19 protein-coding genes are annotated in these 21,211 nt (G+C 64.6%); all 19 read right to left on the minus strand.

From position 1 onward, the window contains the following. Position 1: 1 nt before the first annotated feature. On the minus strand, positions 2-1,273 hold the full coding sequence (gene yfmF, locus B8V81_RS22310; RefSeq protein WP_101809224.1) for an EF-P 5-aminopentanol modification-associated protein YfmF: 1,272 nt from the start codon (positions 1,271-1,273) through the stop codon (positions 2-4). A gap of 157 nt (positions 1,274-1,430) precedes the next feature. Further along, positions 1,431-2,243, minus strand: coding sequence for a spore cortex-lytic enzyme (gene sleB, locus B8V81_RS22315; protein ID WP_028597376.1), 813 nt, complete (start codon positions 2,241-2,243; stop codon positions 1,431-1,433). Positions 2,244-2,306: 63 nt separating this feature from the next. Then, positions 2,307-4,967, minus strand: coding sequence for an FtsK/SpoIIIE family DNA translocase (locus B8V81_RS22320; protein ID WP_101809225.1), 2,661 nt, complete (start codon positions 4,965-4,967; stop codon positions 2,307-2,309). Between the two features lie 47 nt (positions 4,968-5,014). Continuing rightward, positions 5,015-5,227 carry a YlzJ-like family protein gene (locus B8V81_RS22325; protein WP_028597378.1) on the minus strand — a complete coding sequence of 71 codons (213 nt, stop codon included), beginning with the start codon at positions 5,225-5,227 and terminating at the stop codon, positions 5,015-5,017. After that, a complete protein-coding gene (locus tag B8V81_RS22330) occupies positions 5,224-5,994 on the minus strand; it encodes a ClpP family protease (RefSeq protein WP_084136546.1) in 771 nt (256 codons plus the stop codon). The genes B8V81_RS22325 and B8V81_RS22330 overlap by 4 nt, the downstream gene beginning before the upstream one ends. 156 nt (positions 5,995-6,150) lie before the next feature. Next, positions 6,151-7,830: a ribonuclease J gene (locus B8V81_RS22335; RefSeq protein ID WP_028597379.1), complete on the minus strand. Its 1,680-nt coding sequence runs from the start codon at positions 7,828-7,830 to the stop codon at positions 6,151-6,153. A gap of 438 nt (positions 7,831-8,268) precedes the next feature. Then, the gene (gene dapA, locus B8V81_RS22340; RefSeq protein ID WP_028597380.1) at positions 8,269-9,141 is read right to left on the minus strand and encodes a 4-hydroxy-tetrahydrodipicolinate synthase; all 873 of its coding nucleotides are present in this window, start codon (positions 9,139-9,141) and stop codon (positions 8,269-8,271) included. Between the two features lie 87 nt (positions 9,142-9,228). Then, on the minus strand, positions 9,229-10,446 hold the full coding sequence (gene dapG, locus B8V81_RS22345; protein ID WP_028597381.1) for an aspartate kinase: 1,218 nt from the start codon (positions 10,444-10,446) through the stop codon (positions 9,229-9,231). Between the two features lie 159 nt (positions 10,447-10,605). Continuing rightward, positions 10,606-11,193, minus strand: coding sequence for a dipicolinate synthase subunit B (locus B8V81_RS22350; protein ID WP_028597382.1), 588 nt, complete (start codon positions 11,191-11,193; stop codon positions 10,606-10,608). Next, entirely contained in the window at positions 11,190-12,089 is a 900-nt protein-coding gene (gene dpsA / locus B8V81_RS22355; RefSeq protein WP_028597383.1) for a dipicolinate synthase subunit DpsA, read from the minus strand. The genes B8V81_RS22350 and dpsA overlap by 4 nt, the downstream gene beginning before the upstream one ends. A 257-nt stretch (positions 12,090-12,346) precedes the next feature. Continuing rightward, positions 12,347-12,790: a dUTP diphosphatase gene (gene dut, locus B8V81_RS22360; RefSeq protein WP_028597384.1), complete on the minus strand. Its 444-nt coding sequence runs from the start codon at positions 12,788-12,790 to the stop codon at positions 12,347-12,349. Then, positions 12,771-14,066, minus strand: coding sequence for a M16 family metallopeptidase (locus B8V81_RS22365; protein WP_052332938.1), 1,296 nt, complete (start codon positions 14,064-14,066; stop codon positions 12,771-12,773). The genes dut and B8V81_RS22365 overlap by 20 nt, the downstream gene beginning before the upstream one ends. A 10-nt stretch (positions 14,067-14,076) precedes the next feature. Beyond that, positions 14,077-15,060, minus strand: coding sequence for a polysaccharide deacetylase family protein (locus B8V81_RS22370; protein WP_043110851.1), 984 nt, complete (start codon positions 15,058-15,060; stop codon positions 14,077-14,079). A 176-nt stretch (positions 15,061-15,236) separates the two neighbouring features. Further along, on the minus strand, positions 15,237-17,336 hold the full coding sequence (pnp, locus tag B8V81_RS22375; protein ID WP_028597386.1) for a polyribonucleotide nucleotidyltransferase: 2,100 nt from the start codon (positions 17,334-17,336) through the stop codon (positions 15,237-15,239). A gap of 196 nt (positions 17,337-17,532) precedes the next feature. Continuing rightward, entirely contained in the window at positions 17,533-17,802 is a 270-nt protein-coding gene (rpsO, locus tag B8V81_RS22380; RefSeq protein WP_028597387.1) for a 30S ribosomal protein S15, read from the minus strand. Positions 17,803-17,968: 166 nt separating this feature from the next. Beyond that, complete coding sequence (locus B8V81_RS22385; RefSeq protein ID WP_028597388.1) at positions 17,969-18,919, minus strand: bifunctional riboflavin kinase/FAD synthetase; 951 nt, start codon at positions 18,917-18,919, stop codon at positions 17,969-17,971. A gap of 30 nt (positions 18,920-18,949) precedes the next feature. Beyond that, positions 18,950-19,867, minus strand: coding sequence for a tRNA pseudouridine(55) synthase TruB (gene truB / locus B8V81_RS22390; protein ID WP_101809226.1), 918 nt, complete (start codon positions 19,865-19,867; stop codon positions 18,950-18,952). Further along, positions 19,864-20,847, minus strand: coding sequence for a DHH family phosphoesterase (locus B8V81_RS22395; protein WP_084136535.1), 984 nt, complete (start codon positions 20,845-20,847; stop codon positions 19,864-19,866). Before B8V81_RS22395 ends, truB begins: the two co-directional genes overlap by 4 nt. Then, positions 20,844-21,200, minus strand: a complete 357-nt coding sequence (gene rbfA, locus B8V81_RS22400) for a 30S ribosome-binding factor RbfA (RefSeq protein WP_028597391.1) — start codon at positions 21,198-21,200, stop codon at positions 20,844-20,846. The genes B8V81_RS22395 and rbfA overlap by 4 nt, the downstream gene beginning before the upstream one ends. Positions 21,201-21,211 lie beyond the last annotated feature (11 nt).

The raw sequence follows: 21,211 nt of genomic DNA on the forward strand, positions 1-21,211 counted from the left end.
GCTAGCCCTCCTTTCGGTCGCGCAAAAAGTACACCGTATCCAGCTCGACGCCCTCGGCTACGGATACGATCTGCTCCGGCGTCACCGCCTGCACCGCATCGAGCAGCTCCTGCGCCGTGCGCCGGCGTCCGGACAGGACGCTGTTGAAGTCGAAGGCGATCATCTCGTAAGCCGAATCCTGCAGCTCGCGCAAGGAGTTGACGAGCATCGCCTTGGTCTGGCCGAGCTCCAGCTCCGACAGCTGCCCTTGGCGCATGCTCTCAAGCTGCTCCTTGATGATGGCGACCGCTTTTTCGTAATTGGCGATCTCGATGCCGGACTGGATCGTCAGCAGCCCCTTGTGTCCGTCCATGCGCGAGGAGGCATAGTATGCGAGGCTCTCCTTCTCGCGCACGTTCATGAACAGCTTGGAGTGCGGGAATCCGCCGAGAATGCCGTTGTACAGAAGCGCCGCCGCGTAGGCGTCGTCGCCGTAGGCGATGCCGGTCCTGAGGCCGAGGTTCAGCTTGCCCTGGGCGACGTCGAGCTTCTCGACGACCGTCTTGACCTCGCCGCTGCGCCGGCGGATGTCCGGCGGCCCGTACTCCGACGGACCCGTCGACGGCAGGCGGAACGAAGCCTCCGCCAGCTCGCGCACCTCGTCCAGCGTCGTATCGCCGACGACGTACAGGTCGAGCACCGCCCCGGCCAGCCAGGCGGCATACGCCTCATGCAGGCTCGCCGGATCGATGCCGGGCAGATCCTGCAGCCGGCCGAGCGAGTGCAGCCGGTACGGATCGCCTTCGCACATGATTTCCAGGCAGCGCTCGCCCGCATACCGGATCTTGTCGTTGATGATGCTCTCCAGCTTGCGCGCGAGGGTGCGCTTCTCGCTGTCGACATATTTGGATCGGAACGCTCCGTCCTCCAGCGCCGGCGAGGTCACGGCCTCGCCGAGAAATTTCATCGAGCGCGCCAGCAGGGAGCTGTCCGAGCGGACGAACCGATCGTTGATGACGTCCATGCGGAATTGCACGATCTGCGAGCTGCCGCGCTTGTAGACGTCGAAGCCGAATCCGGCTCCGTACATCTCGTCGAGCTGCTCGCGGAACGCGATCGTCTCCGGAGCGCTCTGCGTGCCGCGGCGAAGCACGAAGGGCGTCAGCGCCGTCTTGGTGACGGTATCCTCCTGCAGAGGAATGCCTGCGAACAGGGAGATTGCAAAAGTCTTGAACCGCTTCGTCGGCAGCACATGCAGCCGGATCCGGCCGGTTGTCGCTTGCTGAAAAGACATGGATGGAAACGCCTCCCGCCATCGCTTATTGGTCGAACTTGCACTTCCGCTTGCTGTCCTTCCATTCTATCCCAAGGCGGCCTTGGCCCGCAAACAGAGAAGGCAACCGGAAGGAATGCCCTCCCGGCTGCCCGTGAGCCGGCGCAGCCGGCTGATGCTACATGCAGAAAATATGCTTGCCGATCGTCTTCACCTGCGGACGGCTCCAGATCCATTTGGAGGTGGCCGTGACCGGATTGAAGTAGTACAGGCAGCCGTCCGAAGGATCCCAGCCGTTGATCGCGTCCTGAACGGCCTGCTTCGCCCGTTCGTTCGGGGTCAGCCAGATCTGGCCGTCCGCGACCGCGGTGAAGGCGAGGTTCTGGAAAATGACGCCGGTGATCGAGTTCGGGAACTCCGGCGACCGCAGCCGGTTCAGGATGACCGCCGCGACCGCGACCTGGCCTTCGTACGGCTCGCCGCGCGCCTCGCCGTAGACGGCGTTGGCCATGATCTTGATGTCGTTGGCGGACAGCCCGAGCTTGTTGGACTTGTCCATCGAGCTGTTGGAAGCGCCGGCCGATCCGGCGGAGCCGCCTCCGGAGGCGCCGCTGCCGCCGCCGCTCGAGCCGCTTTCGCCGCCGGGAAGGTCCGCTGCAGTCGGCTTCCAGCTCTTGGTCGCTTCCCACAGCTTCAGCTTCGTTTTCGGCCCGACGACGCCGTCGGACTTCATGCCGAACTTCCATTGGAACCAGGTCACCGAGTTTTTCGTCTTCGGTCCGAACTGCCCGTCGATCTTGCCTTCGTAGTAGCCGAGGAAGCGCAGGCGTCCCTGCAGCTCTACGACGTCCTTGCCGGACGCGCCCATCTGGAACGTCGCGTTGCTGAATGTCTCGGCCGCGCGCGGAGGCCAGCCTTCCTTAAGCGTATACAGGCTGAGCAAAAGCAGCGTGGCTGCGACCGTCATGACGATCAAACGCATTTTTTTCATGGGGATCTGCCTTTCTGCTACGGGATGTTTAACCGTCCCTAGTATGAGAAAGGCAAGTCCCTTCTATGCATGTTTCTGGTTCGCCTGGAACTGGTCGAGCGTCATCATGACCTCGCGCGGCTTGCTGCCTTCGTAAGCGCCGACGATGCCCTTGGCCTCCAGCTGGTCGATCAGCCGGGCCGCGCGCGTATAGCCGACGCGCATCCGGCGCTGCAGCAGCGAGACGGACGCCTGCTGCGCCTCGACGACGATTTGCATCGCCTGGTCGAACAGCTCGTCCAGATCTTCGCCGTCCCCGCTCTCCCCCGCCTCGTCCAGCTCCGGCACGAGGTCCTCCTTGTACTCCGCTTCAGCCTGCGAGCGGGCGTACTCGACGACGGCCTCCACCTCGCCGTCCGACAGGAACGCTCCCTGGACGCGGATCGGCTTGGACATGCCGACCGGCAGGAACAGCATGTCGCCGCGGCCGAGCAGCTTTTCCGCTCCGACCATGTCGAGGATCGTCCGCGAATCGACCTGGGACGAGACGCCGAACGCGATCCGCGACGGAATGTTGGCCTTGATGACGCCCGTAATGACGTCGACGGAAGGCCGCTGCGTGGCGATGATCAGGTGGATGCCGGCCGCCCGCGCCATCTGCGCGAGCCGCGTGATGCTGTCCTCGACGTCCTTGGCGGCGACCATCATCAGATCGGCGAGCTCGTCGACGATGACGACGATGTACGGCAGCACGGCGTTCGGATTGTCCTGCATCAGGCTGTTGTAGCCCTCGATGTTGCGCGTGCCGGACTTGGAGAACAGCTCGTAGCGCTTTTCCATCTCGACGACGATCTTCTTGAGCGCGAGCGACGCCCGCCGCGGATCGGTGACGACCGGCGCGAGCAGATGCGGGATGCCGTTGTACATGTTGAGCTCGACCATCTTCGGGTCGATCATCATGAACTTGACCTCGTCCGGAGCCGCCTTGTACAAAATGCTCGTGATGATGCCGTTGATGCACACCGACTTGCCGGAGCCGGTCGCTCCGGCGACGAGCAGATGGGGCATCTTGGCGAGATTGCCGACGATCGACTGGCCGGCGATGTCGCGCCCGAACGCGATCGACAGCTTGGACGAGGCGCTGGCGAAGGTCGGCGTCTCCATCACCTCGCGCATCGTCACGACCGCCACCTCGGCGTTCGGCACCTCGATGCCGATCGCCGACTTGCCCGGGATCGGAGCCTCCATGCGGATATCCTTGGCCGCGAGCGCGAGCGCGATGTCGTCGGTCAGGCCGACGATGCGGCTGACCTTGACGCCGGTCGCGGGCTGCACCTCATAACGGGTCACGGCCGGTCCAGGCACGACATCAAGCACCTTCGCGCGGACGCCGAAGCTCTCGAGCGTCGCCTCGAGCTTGCGGCGGGAGTCGTTGTTGATGTCGGTCATGTCCCCCGCCCGCCCGGTCGAGGCGGGCTTGGCGAGCAGCGACAGCGGCGGCAGGCGGTATGGCTTGGCCGTCCGCGCCTGGGCCGGAGCGCCCTCGCCGTCGCCCTCCGGGCCGGCGAGCGCTTCCGACTGCTCCGCCGGATGGACCGCCGGCGGCGGAATCGGAAAGTCGGCCGCATCGTCCAGCAAGCCCGCCGACCGATCGGCAGCTGCCGGCTCCGGCAGCGGTTCCGATTCGGGACGGACGGCGGAGACGGCAGGCGGCAGCGCGGCCGGAAACGGCTGCGCGTCCTCCCAGTCGTCTCCATCGTCGTCTTCCCATGGAGCGGCGTCGCGAGGCGGCTCCGCTTGCCGCCCGCGCAAGGAGATGGACGGCTTGACGGCTGCCTTGGCCTGGCTCAGCGCGGACTCCTCCATCAGCCACTCCTTGTCCGCTTCGCCGGCAGAACCTTCCTGCTCGCCCTCGTCCTTGCGGCTGCCCCAGGAAAAGAAGAGCGAGCGGCTCTTGGCCGCCGGCGCGGCGACCGTGCTGCCGAAGTCGTCGTCCTCTCCGTCGGCGTTGAGCCCGTAGCCCAGATGATCCGGCCCGGCGGAGGCCGCGGCTGCCGCCCCGGCGCCGGTTCCGGCGGCCTTTTTCGGAGCCTTCGGCTTGCGCGGCCGGCCGGCGGCCTTGGCCTGCAGCAGCTTGGCCAGCCGGCCCAGCCGGTCCCGCACGACCCGTCCAAGCTCGGCGTACGAGCGGCCCGTGATGAGCATCGCCGAGATGGCGAACATGACGATCAGCAGCAGCTTGGAGCCGAAGTAGCCGAACAGCGTGTAGAGCAGCGAGTATTGGAGCGCTCCGAGATAGCCGCCGCTGACCGAGGCTCCGATCGGTCCTCCCGGATCGGCCTCGGTGCCGTCCGTGAGCAGGCCGTCGCGGATGTCTTGTCCAAGCTGGGCAAAGATGGCCGAGCCGCTGACCAGGTCCGCAGGCGCGAGCTTGCGGTCGATCTCCCCGATCGAGCTCATGAGCGTCAGCGCCATGAGCAGCAGCAGGAAGCCGGTCCTGCGGTACGTCCACCCCTTCGGCCACATCCTCGTCACCATGACATATAGGCCGGCCGCGATGCCGACGAGCGCGAGCGCAAAATGAAACTTGCCCAAAACGAGCGCGAACAGCTTCGTCAGCGACCTGCCGACCGTAGCCTCGCCTGACAAGGCGATTACCGACACCGTTATGAGCAAGATTCCGTAAACCTCGTATTTTAAGTTTTCTCCGAACGTGCGTCTTTTGCGCCGCCTTTTCTTGGCCAATCCTCTCACCTCTGGTTCAGTATTATACCATAGGTGGTGGAATGTTCCTATCGGACGGGCAGCACCGAGCCCGGCTGGAACCTCGGGTCCAGGTAGCATTCCAGCGGGCCGTCGACGATGCGGACGACCTTTCCCCAGCCCGGCTCGAGCGGCTCGAGCTGCAGCAGCACGCCGTCCAGGCGCGCCTCGAGCCAGGGCTCCCGCTCGGCATCCGCTCCGTTCAGGACGAGCTCCAGCGGCATGATCGTGTAGAGGGTCATTGAGGCAGTCCGCCTTCCGCTGCCGGCGCCGCAGCCGTCAGCGGCGCGGCAGGCGCGAACGGCGCCGCAGCCGCGCTTGCCTTCGGCCTGCGCTCCTGGATGAGCCCGTTGAGCGCCGCGAGCGCCTTGCCGAGTCCGCCGACCTCGTCGATCAGCCCATGCCGCACGGCATCCTCGCCGATGACGGTCGTGCCGATGTCCCGCGTCAGCTCGCCCATCTTGAACATGAGCTCCTTGAACGTCTTCTCCTGCACCCGCGAATGCGACGTGACGAAGCGCACGACCCGCTCCTGCATTTTTTCCAAGTATTCGAACGTTTGCGGCACGCCGATGACGAGGCCGTTCATCCGGATCGGATGGATCGTCATCGTCGCCGACTCGGCGATGAACGAACGGTCGCCCGCCACCGCGATCGGCACGCCGATCGAATGGCCGCCGCCGAGCACGAGCGTAACGGCAGGCTTGCTCAGCGAGCTGATCATCTCGGCGATCGCGAGGCCCGCCTCGACGTCGCCGCCGACCGTGTTGAGCACGATCAGGATGCCCTCGATCTTGCTGCTTTGCTCCGCCGCCACGAGCTGCGGGATCAGATGCTCGTACTTCGTCGTTTTGTTTTGCGGCGGCAGCACCATATGGCCCTCGATCTGGCCAATGATCGACATGCAGAACACATTGGACGGGTCCGCGGCCGGCACCGCCATCTGCCCCAGCTGCTGGATCGCGTCGAGCTTCGCCTTGTCGATCGCCGCCGCAGGCTCCGCTTCCATGCGCGCGCCGGTGGATTGCTCGTTCAAGCGTCATCTCCTCCTTTTTCTCCCTTGGATTGCCTGTCTAGTATGAGGCGGGAGGCATCGCCCCATACGCGGCCTTGGGAGCACGAAAAAGCCTGCCTCCGGAATGGAGGCAGGCGGATCGCATTTCAATTATACTTCCATGATGATCGGCAGGATCATCGGGCGGCGGCGGGTCTGCTCATAAAGGAAGCGGCCGAGCGCATCCTTGACGTTGGTCTTGAGCGAAGCCCACTCGTTGACCTTGTCGTTCATGAGCTTGTGCAGCGTCGTCGTGACGATGCGGTTGGCCTCGTCGAGCAGGCCCTCCGACTCGCGGACGTACACGAAGCCGCGGGAGATGATGTCCGGACCGGACTTGATCGTGCCGTCCTGCTTGCTGAGCGTGACGACGACGACGAGGATGCCGTCCTGGGACAGCAGCTTGCGGTCGCGCAGGACGATGTTGCCGACGTCGCCGACGCCGAGGCCGTCGATGAGCACGTTGCCGGAAGGCACCTTGGAGCCTTTGCGGCCGACGCCGCCTTGGAACTCGACCGTATCGCCGATGTCGCAGATGAAGATCTTGTCTGGATCGACGCCGACCGCCTCGCCCAGCTTGGCGTGCTGGCGGAGCATGCGGTACTCGCCGTGGATCGGCATGAAGTACTCCGGCTTGATGAGGTTGAGCATCAGCTTGAGCTCTTCCTGGCTGCCGTGGCCGGATACGTGGACGCCGGAGACGGAGCCCGGACCGTAGATGACGTTGGCGCCGAGGCGGAACAGCTCGTCCACCGTGCGGCCTACGTCGCGCTCGTTGCCCGGGATCGGCGTCGCCGCAATGATGACGGTGTCGCCCGGCAGGATGTCGATCTTGCGGTGCGTCGAGCGGGCCATGCGCGTCAGCGCCGACATCGGCTCGCCTTGGCTGCCCGTGCAGAGGACGACGACGCGGTCGGCCGCCATCTTGTTCACTTCCTCCGGCTCGATGATCATGCCTTCAGGAATGTTGAGATAGCCGAGCTCGCCGGCGATCGTCACGACGTTGACCATGCTGCGGCCGACGATCGCGACTTTGCGCTTGGTCGCCATCGCCGCGTTGAACACCTGCTGGATGCGGTGGACGTTGGACGCGAACGTCGCGACGACGACGCGCTGCTGCGACTTGCGGAAGATCTCCGTCAGCTCGACGCCGACGTTGCTTTCCGAAGGAGTCATGCCCGGACGCTCCGCGTTGGTGCTGTCCGACAGCAGCGCCAGCACGCCGCGCTTGCCGATCTCGGCGATGCGCTGCAGGTCGGCGTACTGGTCGTTGACCGGCGTGAAGTCGAACTTGAAGTCGCCGGTATGGACGATCGTGCCCTCCGGCGTGTCGAGGCAGACGCCGACGGAGTCCGGAATGCTGTGGTTCGTCTTGAAAAAGCTCGCCGTGATCGAGCCGAGTTCTAGCACGGAGTCGGCGTTGATGAGGATGCGCTTCGTCTCGCCGAGCAGGCCGGCTTCCTTGAGCTTGCCCTCGATGAGGCCGAGCGTCAGCTTGGTCGCGTAGACCGGCACGTTCAGGTGGCGCAGCACGTACGGCAAGCCGCCGATATGGTCCTCATGGCCGTGGGTGATGATGATGCCGCGCACTTTGTCGCGATTGTCGGTCAGGTACGTGATGTCAGGAATGACGATGTCGATGCCGAGCATGTCCTCCTCGGGAAACTTCAGGCCGGAGTCGACGACGACGATGTCATTGCCGTATTGGATGACATACATGTTTTTGCCGATCTCGCCTACGCCGCCTAGGGCGAAGACGAGCAGCTTGTCTTGGGGATTCTTTTTGGACAAGGGAAATCTTACCTCCTAATATATGTGAAATAGTTAACGATCGAACGAATCGTGTAAGCCGCGAAACGGCTCGCCGTCCCTCGAGGACGGTCTCCGCAAAGAAGACGGAAGCCGGAGCTCGTGCCGCTCCTGTCGATCCCAAAGCGCCGAACCGCGGCCGGAAAACCGCTTCCATGCGGGGTACGACCAAATACATGCAACGTTATGCACGGATCCACCCATCCGCCGCGCGAATGGGGTCGAAGCCATATTCACTTTGCCGCACCAGTCATTTAGGAATATTATACATGATGCAAAAGATGGAACACAAGCCGAAGCTCAACCCCTTCCGTCCAAGCGCCGGAATTCCGTCCGGAAACGCGCAAAAAAGCCAGCCCCGGCGGGGCTGGCGATGGATAAGTCCGGAATAAATTCAGTGCCGCTGGCAAAGCGAAGGGCTCAGTACCGCTCCAGCAGCCGCTTCAGCGTCTCGGTCTCGGCCTCGTCCGCTTCAATCAATGGCAGGCGCACGCCTCCGACGGGCAGCCCTTTGAGCTCCAGCGCCTTTTTGACCAGCGTCGGGCTCGGAGCCGCGAACAAGCCCTGATACAGCGGAAGCAGGCTCCGGTGCAGCTCGGCCGCTTCGGCCGTGCGGCCGGCGAGGAACGCGTCGATCATCGCTTTCATCCGGCTGCCCGCGATATGCGAGGCTACGCTCACGACGCCGTGAGCGCCGACCGCCAGCGCCGGCAACGCCGCGCTGTCGTCGCCCGTGTAGACGCGGAAGCTGTCCGAGACGCCGCTGATGATCGCGGCCACATACTCCAGCGAATGGCATTCCTTGGTCGCGATGATGTTGGCGACGTCGCGCGCGAGCCGGATCGTCGTCTCCGGACTCATGCTGACGATCGTGCGTCCGGGAACGTTGTACAGCATGACCGGGAGCGAGGTCGATTCGGCGATCGCCTTGAAGTGGCGGTAGAGGCCTTCCTGGCTCGGCTTGTTGTAATAAGGGACGACCAGCAGCGCTCCGTCGACGCCGGCCTGTTCGGCCGCCGCCGTAAGATGGATGCTATGGGCGGTGTCGTTGCTGCCCGTGCCTGCGATGATGCGCGCGCGCCCGGCGCTGCGGGCGACGGCGAAGCGGAACAGCTCGAGCTTCTCCTCGTCGGTCAGCGTCGGCGATTCGCCCGTCGTGCCGCTGATGACGATGCTGTCGCTCTTTTGGACGTCGATCAGCTCGTCGATGAGCTTGCCGGCCGTCTCCCAATCGACCGCGCCCTCCGGAGTGAACGGAGTCGCCATTGCTGTAATCAGTCTGCCATAATCCATGAAGGTACCCTCCTCGGCATAGGCGGCTTCCCGCTCCCGCACCCAGCCCCAATGAATGATAAGTATGCCTGATGGCGATGATTGCTGTCAAAGATGCAGCTCGAACTTGGCGTGCAGCGCCCGCAAGGCGTTGCCCATATGCTCCTCGCGGACGAGCACCCAGATCGTCGTGTTGGAGTCGGCGGACTGCAGAATCGGTATGCTTTGCTCCGCAAGCGCCTCCACGATCTTCGCCATGACGCCGGGCACGCGGTGCATGCCGCCGCCGATGACCGACACCTTGGCGCAGCCGCTCACCGTCTCCGGCTCGAAGCCGAGCTCCTGCAGCACGCGCGTCGCTTTGGGCGCGTCGTCGTCCATGACCGTATACAGCGCTCCGGCCGGCGTGACGTTGATGAAGTCGACGCTGATATGATGCCTCGCCATCGACTGGAACACCTGCAGCTGCGTGTCGGCGATGCCGTCGACGGTGCGGACGGAAATCTGCGTCACGCCCTGCACATGGGCGATGCCCGTCACATGGCGGTCCTTGAGCGGCGACGCGAGGCTGAGCGCGGTCGGCAGGTCGGTGACCAGCGTGCCCTCGTCCTCGGAGAAGGTCGAGCGGACGCGCAGCGGAATGCGCGCCTGCTGGGCGATCTCGACCGCGCGCGGATGGATCACCTTGGCGCCGAGACGGGCCATGTTGCAGATTTCGGCGTAGCCGACGACCGTGAGCGGCTTCGCATCCTTGACGATGCGCGGATCGGCTGTCAGGATGCCGTTGACATCCGTATAGATGTCGACCATCTCCGCCTGCAGCGCCGCGCCGAGCGCGGTCGCGGACGTATCGCTGCCGCCCCGTCCGAGCGTCGTCAGGTCGCCCTGCGCGTCCTGGCCCTGGAAGCCGGTGACGACGACGACCTCGCCCTGCTCCATATGCCGCTGCATCCGCTCCGTGCGGATCTCCTCGATGCGAGCTTCCCCGAACTGGCTGCCGGTCAGGATGCCGGCGCATCCGCCCGTGAGCGCCACGGCGGGAATCGAGCGGGCCGCCAGCGCGCTGCAAAGGACGACGGCCGAAATGATCTCGCCGCAGCCCATCAGCAGGTCGCGCTCCCGCGCGCCGAGCTCGCCCCCCTCTTCCTTGGCGAGCGACAGCAGCGTATCCGTCGCATAGGGATCGCCGGTGCGCCCCATCGCCGAGACGACGACGACGAGCTTATGCCCGGCGGCGCGCTCCCGCTCGATGTGGTTCACGACAAGCTCCCTCGTCTGGCGGGTCGCCACCGACGTCCCGCCGAACTTCAATACCCGTACCCCCATTGATGTCATCCCTTCTCTGCCCTTGATGCAAGCAGAACAAACCCGCTTGAAGGCGAGGACCGCGGCCCCCGCCTGTAAAAAAAGCCGCCAGCGTAAAGCTCGCTGCCGGCTGTCTATCGTTGGTGCTTGCAGCGGATCCGGCCGGTCAGGCCGCTCCGCTCACGCCCTCTCGACGAGGACCGGCTGCATCTGCCTGCCCTGCAGGGCATGCTCGCAAGCCTCCATCACCAGGTCCATGCGGGCGACGAGCGAGTTCGGCTTGTTCACCGGATCGTCCTGGCCGAACGGCACGAAGTAGATGTTCTTCGCGACCATGAGCTTGGCGATGTTGGCCATGTTGAGGCCGAGCCCGTCGTTGGTGGAGATGGCCAGCACGACCGGACGGCCGTTGCGCATCTGGGCCTTGGCCGCCATGAGCACCGCTCCGTCGGTCAGCGCGTTGGCGAGCTTGCTCGTCGTGTTGCCGGTGCACGGCGCGATGAGCATGACGTCCAGCCGCTTGGACGGGCCGAGCGGCTCCGCCTGCACGACGGTCGAGATGATCTCGTTGCCGGTGATCTCCGTCAGCTGCCGCCTCCACTCCGCCGCCGTGCCGAACCGGGTATCCGTCGTCATCAGGCTCTGCGTGACGATCGGCACCACGTCCGCGCCTGCGTCGACGAACCGCTGAATCTGCGGCATTACTTCGGCGAAGGTGCAGTGGGAGCCCGAAAGCGCGTAGCCGACCGTAAGTCCGTTCCAGTTCATTGTGCATTCCCCCGCGCGCTGATCTCTTCCAAAATCAGCTGAGTGACACAATCCGCTATGATGCGACCAGCGGTCACGGGGGCGACGATGCCGGGCAGTCCCGGTGCCAGAATGGCCTTGAGGCCGCGCTTCTCCGCGAAGCGGAAATCAGTGCCGCCCGGCTTGGAGGCCAGGTCGATGATGACCGCGCGAGAAGGCATTCTGGCTATCATTTGCGCTGTGACTATCATAGTGGGAATTGTGTTAAAAAGCAAGTCGATGTTGCCCGCATGATCCTGCAGATCCCGCGTGTAGAAAGGCTTCGCGCCCATCTCCGCCGCCCTCGCGAACGGCTCGGGACGGTTCACGCCGGCCAGCACGGTCGCCCCCAGCCCCTGCAGCGTGCGCACGAGCGTCAGTCCGGTGCGGCCGAGGCCGAGAACCATGCAGGTCGATCCGTGGATCGTGATGTCCGTATGCTCGATCGCCATCTTGACGGCTCCTTCGGCCGTCGGAATCGAATTCAGGATGGCGACGTCGTCCCGCTCGAACAGCTCGACGAGGCCGAGGCCGTGCTCGCGGCACAGCTCCTTCAGATACGGTCTGGCCATGCCCGCATAGATCGTGGCGTGCTTCGGCAGCCGGGCGAGCATCGCGCCCGTGAGCCGCAGCTCGCTGTCGCTGAAGGCCGCCGGAATGAGGCCGGCGTCGTCGGTGCCTACTGCCGGCAGGATCACCGCATCCGTCTTGTCAAACAGCTCTTCCCGCAGCTCGGAGTCCGAGCTGTCTCCGGGAAGGGTACGAAGCCCGTCGAATCCGGACACCGTAAGCGAAGCATCCAGCTCGGACAGCCTGCGGATGACCTCAAGCTGTCTTGCATCGCCGCCGATCAGCAGCACCTGAACGCCGGTCAGCATGCTGGCGTCACATCCTCTCCCCATAATCGCGTCGTACGGCTTCCTTACGATTCCATCGCAAACGACCGCCCGCCGAAGCCTGCAGCCGTTTTGCCTGGTATAGGGCAGTTTATGCCGCAGGGCGGGCGGGGGTTACTGTCGGGCCGCCGCGGATCACGCCGCAGCCGAGCCCGAAAAAGCCGCAGCCGCGGCCATCCCGTAAAAGGACGGCCGCGGCTGCGGCTAAGCTATAGGCTATGGAAGAGGCGTCGCTCGGCTCACTTGCCCGTATGGCCGAAGCCTCCGGCTCCGCGAGCCGTATCGGGAAGCTCGTCCGCCTCCTCGATCGCCACGGGAGGCACGGACTGGAACACCATCTGGGCGATCCGCTCGCCCCGCGCGATGAGGAACGGCTCCTCGCCGTGGTTGATCAGCAGCACCTTGACCTCGCCGCGATAGTCGGCGTCGATCGTGCCGGGCGAATTGAGGCAGGTGACGCCGTGCTTGTAGGCGAGCCCGCTGCGGGGGCGGATCTGCGCCTCGAGCTCCGGCGGCATCGCCATCGCGAAGCCCGTCGGGACGAGGATGCGCGCTCCCGGCTGGAGCACGACCGGCTCCGCGACGGCGGCGTGCAGGTCGAAGCCCGCCGCAGCGGCGGACATGCGCGCCGGAAGCGGCACGTCCTCGTTGCCCGGAAGCCGCTTAAATTGGACTTGATGCAAAGCGGTCCCTCCTCAGAGCCGCGGCCGGCCCTTCTTCCGTTCCGACCATCGCGACGGCGAAAGGCTTCTCCAGCATGCGCGCGGTGACGGTACGGATGTCCCCCATCGTCACGGCCTCGATGCGCTCGATGATCTCGTCCATCGTGAAGTGGCGGCCGAGCATGAGCTCGTTTTTGCCGTTGCGGTTCATGCGGCTGCTCGTGCTCTCCAGGCTGAGGATGAGGCTCCCCTTGAGCTGCTCCTTGCCCCGGCGCAGCTCCGCCTCGCTCAGGCCCGATGCGGAGACGTCGGCGAGCAGCTCCATCGTCAGGTCCAGCACGTCGGCCGTCTGCTTGGGCGCCGTGCCCGCATAGACGGTGAACAGGCCGGAGTCCGCATAGGAGGTATGGTAGGAGTAGACGGAGTAGGCCAGGCCGCGCTTCTCGCGGATCTCCTGGAACAGGCGCGAGCTCATCCCGCCGCCGAGGGCGTTGTTGAGCAGCACCATCGCATACAGCTTGTCGTCGTCGATCGAGCAGCCGGGGAACGTGAGGCAGATATGGTTCTGCTCCGTCTGCTTCGGATGGAACAGATACTGCCCGTTGAATGCCGCAGGCGTCAGGCTGCGGCCGGCGCCGCGCGCGCTCATGCCCGAGAATTTCTCCTCCAGCAGCGCGAGCAGCGCCTTCTCCTCAATGTTGCCCGCCACGCTGATGACGGTATTCTCGATCGTATATTGATCCTGCATATAACGGCGCAGGTCGTCCGGTCCCATCGCCTCCAGCCGCTCCTCCAGGCCGAGGATCGAATAGGCGAGCGGATGGTCCCCGTACGACGCGCGCGAAGCCTCGTCATGGACCTTGTCGTCCGGCGTATCCTCGTACATCGAGATTTCCTCGAGGATGACGTTTTTCTCCTTGGCCAGCTCCTCCTCGTCGAAGCGGGAGTTGAAGAACATGTCCGCCAGCGCGTCGATCGCGAGCGGCAGATGCAGGTCAAGCACCTTCGCGAAGTAGCATGTATATTCTTTGGCTGTGAATGCGTTCACGTTGCCCCCGATGCCGTCGAACAGATCCGCGATGTCCTTGGCGCTGCGCGTATCGGTGCCTTTGAACAGCATGTGCTCGATGAAATGGGAGATGCCGTTGTTGGCCGGGGTTTCGCTGCGCGAGCCCGTCTTCACCCAAATCCCGAAGGAAACGGAGCGGCAGGTCGGGATCGGTTCCGCGACGACGCGAAGCCCGTTGCTTAGTCGATATAGATTCACCGGTTCTCCTCCTCGAAGTTTAACTATCATCATATCAAAATCAGCGGCCGCTCTCAACCGCGCCGTCCAGCCGCTCCTCGGAAAGCGTCTCGCTCACCGGGACGAGGCTCAGCCCTTTTTGCTTGGCCGAATCGATGATGCCCTGAAGCGCGCGGCTCGACGCATAGGTCGGATGCATCAGCACCAGCGAGCCCGGCTTCAGGCCGCGGGATATTTTGGCGAGCACCGCATGCGGCTGCGGCTTCATCCAATCGACCGTGTCGAGCGTCCACAGCACCGTCGTCATGCCCTGCTCCCGCGCGGCCTTCACCGTGAGCGCGTTGAAGCTGCCTGACGGAGGCGCGAAATAAAGGCTTTTCACGCCGAGCGTCTGCTCGATCAGCGAGCTCGTGCGCTCGATCTGGCTTCGCTGCTGCGCCGGGCCGAGCCGGCTCATGTCGGGATGGGTGTAGGCATGGTTGCCGATCTCATGGCCGCCCTCCTTGATCTTGAGCGCCAGCTCCGGGTATCGCTTCAGCCAGCTGCCGTCCAGGAAAAACGTCGCCTTCACCTCGTTGCGCCGCAGCGTCTCGAGCATCGGCTCCAAATATTCGTTGCCCCAGGCCACATTGATCATGAGCGAGGCGGCAGGCTTGGCCGGATTGCCCTTGTAGACCGGCTCCAGCGGAAAGTCCGCCAGCCTTTTGGCCGGCGCGACCGGCTTGTAGCGGAACGTCAATCCATCCTCCGGCCGCTGCAGCGTCGCCCGGTAGGACGCCTCCACGTCGACCTCCCGGCCCTCGTAGCCTGGAATGGCGCGGAACCAGCGGTCGACCGACGCGTCGACCGGCGGCACGTAGCGGCTCGCCGCCTCCTCCCGGATCTGATCCAGCAGCGAGCGGTCCGCGTCCCTCGCCGCCATCGCCGCGCGCAGCTCGCCGTCTCCCAGCGAGCGGACATACGTTCCGGCCGGGCTCCAGGCCGCAGCCGCGAGCACCAGCACGGCCCCGCATGCGGCCGACGCGCACCATGCACGGAGATTCATCTGCCTCACCCTCCACCTGTTCTCCCCCCAATGTATGAGGAGATCAAGGCGATTATGCGGCTTGGCCCATTTCTCCGGGACAGGTCCGGATTCGGCGGCGGGACGCGGCGGCGCCAAGGCAATAAAAAAGAATCAGAGGCGACGCTCTGATTCTTGGTTCGTGCTGCTCGGCGGCTCTAGGAGCCGGCTGGCGTCTCAGCGGTGAGGACCGCTTTGCGGGACAGATTGATGCGTCCCTGTCCGTCGATCTCGGTCACCTTGACGGTAATGACGTCGCCGATGCTGACCGCGTCCTCGGTCTTCGCGACGCGCTCGGTCGACAGCTGCGAGATGTGGACGAGGCCGTCCTTGTTCGGCAGGATCTCGACGAACGCGCCGAACTTCTCGATGCGCTTGACCGTGCCGGTGTAGATCTCGCCGACGACGACTTCCTTGACGATGCCCTCGATGATCGAGCGCGCGCGCTTGTTCATCTCTTCGTTGGACGAAGCGATGTACACCATGCCGTCCTGCTCGATGTCGATCTTGACGCCGGTCTCTTCGATGATCTTGTTGATGATCTTGCCGCCGGCGCCGATGACGTCGCGGATCTTGTCCGGGTTGATGCGGAGCGTCATGATCTTCGGCGCGTACTGCGACAGGCTCGCGCGCGGCTTGTCCATGACCTCGTTCATCTTGCCGAGGATATGCATCCGGCCGACGCGCGCCTGCTCGAGCGCCTGCGTCAGGATGCTGCGGTCGATGCCGTCGATCTTGATGTCCATCTGGATCGCGGTGACGCCTTCCGCCGTGCCGGCTACTTTAAAGTCCATGTCGCCGAGATGGTCTTCCATCCCCTGGATGTCCGACAGGATGGAGAAATGGTCTCCGTCCTTGATGAGGCCCATCGCCACGCCGGCTACCGGAGCCTTGATCGGCACGCCGGCATCCATCATCGCCAGCGAGCTGGCGCAGATGCTTGCCTGGGACGTGGAGCCGTTGGACTCCAGCACCTCGGAGACGAGGCGGATCGTGTACGGGAAGTCCGCTTCGGACGGCAGCACCTTGGAGAGCGCGCGCTCTCCGAGAGCGCCGTGGCCGATCTCGCGGCGGCCCGGAGCGCGCAGCGGACGGGCTTCGCCGACGCTGAACGGAGGGAAATTGTAATGGTGCATGAACCGCTTGGTCGTTTCCGGGCTGATTCCGTCGAGAATCTGCACATCGCCGAGAGCGCCGAGGGTGCAGATGCTGAGCGCTTGCGTCTGGCCGCGCGTGAACAGGCCCGTGCCGTGCGTGCGAGGCAGCAGGTTGACATCGCATTCGATCGGACGGATCTCGTCCAGTCCGCGTCCGTCCGGACGGATCTTGTCATGCGTGATCAGGCGGCGCACTTCTTCCTTGACGATGTCGTACAGCGTTTCCTTCACGTCGCCCATGCGCTCCGGCTGGTCGGCGTACAGCTCCTCGAAATGCGCCACCGTCTCGCGGTTGATGGCGTCGATCGCTTCCTGGCGAGCATGCTTCTCCTCGATCCGGATCGCTTCCACGAGGCGAGCGGACGCGAAGCCGCGCACCTCGGCGCTCGTCTCGGCGTCGACGGCATGGAGCACGACGTCCATCTTCGGCTTGCCGCTCAGAGCGGTCAGCTCGTCGATCGTCGCGCAGATCTTCTTGATTTCGTCATGGCCGAACATGATCGCTTCGAGCATGACTTCCTCGGACACCTCGTTCGCCTCGGCCTCGACCATCATGATCGCGTCGCGGGTTCCGGATACGACGACATGGATGTCGCTCTTCTCTTCCTGCTCGACGGTCGGGTTGATGACGAACTCGCCGTCCACGCGGCCGACGATGACGCCGCCGATCGGGCCGTTGAACGGAACGTCGGACACGCTCAGCGCGGCGCCCGTGCCGATCATCGCCGCGATTTCCGGTGGGCAGTCCTGATCGACGCTCATGACGAGGTTGAGCACCTGCACGTCGTTGCGGAAGCCTTCCGGGAACAGCGGGCGGATCGGACGGTCCGTCAGGCGGCTCGACAGGATCGCCTTTTCGCTCGGGCGTCCCTCGCGCTTGATGAAGCCGCCCGGGATTTTGCCGACGGCATAAAGACGCTCTTCGTAGTTGACCGTCAACGGGAAGAAGTCCAGATCCTTCGGACCCGAGGACGCGGTCACCGTGCAGAGAATGACGGTATCGCCGTAGCGCACCGTAACCGCCGCGTTGGCCTGCTTCGCCAGGCGTCCGGTCTCGAGTACGAGCTCGCGGCCGCCGAGTGTCATTTGAACCTGGTGCATGATATCCCTCCTATTTGTTGAATCCATTCGACAGGCAGCTTCCGAATCCTCTGCCCTCCAGCTGCGCGAGCGGCAGGGAACGAATTATGTATGGGTGCAGGTAAGGTTTCCTTCATGATAAAAAGCAACCCGGCTGCGCCTCGTCCGGAATCCCGGACAGCTTGCAAACCAGGTTGCTTCTTTTACAGCGGCATTCCTAGCGGCGAAGGCCAAGCTTCTCGATCAGAGCGCTGTAACGGCGTACATCGTTGTTTTTCAGGTAAGCCAGCAGCTTGCGGCGCTGACCGACCATTTTCAGAAGACCGCGGCGCGAGTGGTGATCCTTCTTGTGCGTCCGCAGGTGGTCTGTCAGGTTGACGATGTTCTGAGTCAGGATAGCGACCTGAACCTCGGGGGAACCCGTGTCAGTTGCATGCGTCTTGTGCTCTTCGATGAGCTCTTGCTTGCGTTCTTGCGTAAGTGCCATCCATGTTCACCTCCAAATTCGTTATCGTTGCCTAAGTCGCCGTCAGCCTCGCCGCCGCCGGTGAGAGCGGCCGGCCAAGCCGGGGCCAGCGTATCCAGAGGAAGCCTCTTGGACAACATGACACAGTATAGCATCAACGGAGCCTAAAGTAAACCGGAATGCTCCGTCAGCCCCGAAGCAGCTCGGCGGACCGGTCCCGGTCCTTGCCCAGCTGCTCCACGAGCTCCGCCACGCCGGAGAACTTGCGCTCGGGCCGCAGGAAATGAAGGAACTCGATGCGCACGCGCAGGCCGTACAGATCCCCCTCGAAGTCCAGCAGATGGGCTTCGAGGACAGGCACGATGCTCTCCTTGTTGAAGGTCGGCTTCATGCCGTGGTTCAGCACGGCGGGCAGCGTTTCCGCCGGATGGCCGTCCCGCTCCGGCAAATGGACGCGGACCGCGTAGACGCCGAGGCGCGGCACGACATAAGCGGCGTCCTGCAGGACATTCGCGGTCGGAAAGCCGATCGTGCGCCCCCTCGCGTCTCCGTGGACGACGACGCCGCTCACGGCGTACGGGCGGCCGAGCAGCTCGGCGGCCAGCTCGACCTGCCCGTTTTCCAGCGCTTCGCGCACATAGGTGCTGCTCACCTTTTGCCCGTCGCGGCTGTAGGCCGGCATGATCTCGACTCCGAAGCGGCCCGCTCCGAGCTCGCCGAGGCTGGTCGCGCTGCCTTCGCCGAAATGGCCGAAGCGGAAGTCGAAGCCGACGACCGCATGGCGGACGCCGAGACGCAGCAGCACCTCGTCGACGAATACGCGCGGACTGATTTCGGCGAAGGCGGGCTCGAAGCGCATGACGTATGCCGCATCGACGCCGGCCTGCCGGAACAGCTCGAGCTTGTCCTCCAGCGGCGTCAGGCTGGCGGCATAGCCGCTGCCTCGCCCGAGCACCTCGCGAGGATGGGGATCGAACGTCATGACGGCCGCTCGGATGCCGGCGGCGGAAGCATGGGCTACGGCCCGCTCGATGACCGAGAGATGGCCGAGATGCACGCCGTCGAAATGGCCGATCGCAAGCGCGCAAGGCTCATGGACCGCGACCTCCAGCGGATAGCTTACAACATGGATCTCCATTTGCTCTCCCACCTGCATTTCTCTTTAGGTTCAGACCTCTTCCGGACGGGCGAACACCTTGACCGCCTTCAGCATGCCGTCCTCCGGCTCCGCTTCGAACAGGCCGGCGAACAGGCCGCTATGGCTGTAGAGCCGGATCATGCCGCCGGCTGGAGCCGTCCCGTCCAGCCAGTCGAGCGGAATCCGCCGGCCCTGCAGCGCCTGGCGCACGGCGGGAGTGGCCGCCGTGAGGGCGGGGATATGCGAGAGCGTGCGGTCGGCCGCCAGCAGCGGGCTGCCTTCCGCTCCATCCCGCTGCAGCGCCTCCAGCTGCTCCAGCGTGACGCAGTCCTCGCGGCGGAAGCCCGCGGACTCGGTCCGCGTCAGCTCCGCCATCGCCGCGGGCACGCCCAGCTTCTCGCCGATGTCGACGCAGAGCGTGCGGATATAGGTGCCTTTGGAGCAGAGCGCGCGGAACCGGATGCGGGGATGGTCGAGGCTCAGGTCCGCCTCCAGCAGCTCCAGCTCGTGGATCGTCGCCTGGCGAGGCTTGCGCTCGACCGTCTTGCCCTCGCGGGCCAGCTCGTACAGCCGCTTGCCGTCGACCTTGACGGCGGAGTACATGGGCGGCAGCTGCCAGATGTCCCCGACGAACGAGAGGAGCGTCTCCAGGAGACGCTCCTCTCCGATTTCGACCGAATCGACCTGCGCGATCGTCTCGCCGGTCAGATCCTGCGTATCGGTCGCCACGCCGAATTGCAGCACCGCCTCGTATTCCTTGGGCAGCTCCTGCAAGTACTCGACGAAGCGCGTCGCCGGTCCGATGCAAAGCGGCAGCACGCCGGTCACCATCGGATCGAGGGTGCCGGCATGGCCGATGCGCTTCGTGCGAAGCAGCCGGCGGCATTTGGCTACGACGTCATGGGACGTCCAGCCGGCCGGCTTCCAGATCGGGAGGATTCCATTCATCTCGGCTCCAGCGCCTCCCCGATGGCGGACAGAAGCGCCTCGATCTGAACGTCGTCCTCGAGACGGCAGCCGGCCGCGCGGATATGGCCGCCGCCGCCGAACGCCGAGGCGATCGCGGCGACGTCGAGCGTTCCGCCGGAGCGGAGGCTCGCCTTGACGCTGCCGTCGCGCAAGCCCTTCAACAGGACGCCTGCCTCCACGCCTTCGACGTTGCGGGCGTAGTTCACGAGCCCTTCGAGATCCTCGGGCGCGGCGCCGATCTCCGCCATGTCCTCCGGCGTGATGAGCATCGAGCAGACCCGGTCGTCGAACCGGAACTCCATCCGGTTGAGGCCCAGACGCAGCAGCTTGAGCTGCGGCAGCGTCATCGTCTCCAGCAGCCGATCCGCGATGCGGTAGCCGTCCGCGCCCGCCTCAAGCAGCCGCGCAGCGGTCTGCATGACGCGGGTATCGGTGTTGGAATAACGGAAGCCGCCCGTGTCGGTCAGCAAGCCCGTGTACAGCAGCTCCGCCGCGGCCGCATCGAGCGCATGGCCGGATGCCGCGATCAGCTCGAACAGGATCTGCGCCGTCGCCGCCGCCTCCGGCACGATCAGATTGCAGACGCCGTAGGCGTCGTTCGTCGGATGATGGTCGATATTGAGCAGCTCGGCGCCTTCCGCGAACCGCTCGGACAGCTGGCCGATCCGCTTGAAATCGGCGCAGTCGACCGCTACGATCCGCTTGAAGCGGAGGTCGGGAGCGAGCGAGTCCAGGCTCAGGATCCGCTCGCTGCCGCTCAAAAAGCGAAGGCGATCCGGCACCGGATCCTGGTTCGCCAGCACGACGCGCTTGCCGAGCCGGTCTAGCAGCCAGGCGGCGGCGAGCGTCGAGCTGATCGCATCCCCGTCAGGCTGAACATGGGAGACGACTAAATAGTCGTCTCCCTCGTTCAGAAAACTCATTGCGGCTTCGAAGTCGCGGTGCATGCCGCCGCTCATTCGCCGCCGTTCTCCCGGTTGATCTTCGTCAGAAGCGATTCGATCCGGCTGCCGTACTCGATGCTGCCGTCGAACTTGAACAGCAGCTCCGGCGTATGGCGAAGGCGGATCCGCTTGCCGAGCTCGGAGCGGATGAAGCCGGTTCCCCGCGCCAGAGCCTTGAGCGTCTCTTCCTTCTGATCGTCGTTCCCGAGCACGCTCAAGTAGACGCGCGCCTGGGACATATCGTTCGTGACGTCCACTCCGGTTACCGTAATGAAGCCGATGCGGGGATCTTTGAGCTCGGTCTGGATGATCTGGCTGAGCTCCTTCTTGATCTGCTCCCCGACGCGGCCGACACGGATTTTAGCCATGATGGACCACC

Origin of the sequence: Paenibacillus pasadenensis, from assembly GCF_002864175.1 — a bacterium.
In the GTDB taxonomy this organism is placed as follows: domain Bacteria; phylum Bacillota; class Bacilli; order Paenibacillales; family Paenibacillaceae; genus Paenibacillus_O; species Paenibacillus_O pasadenensis.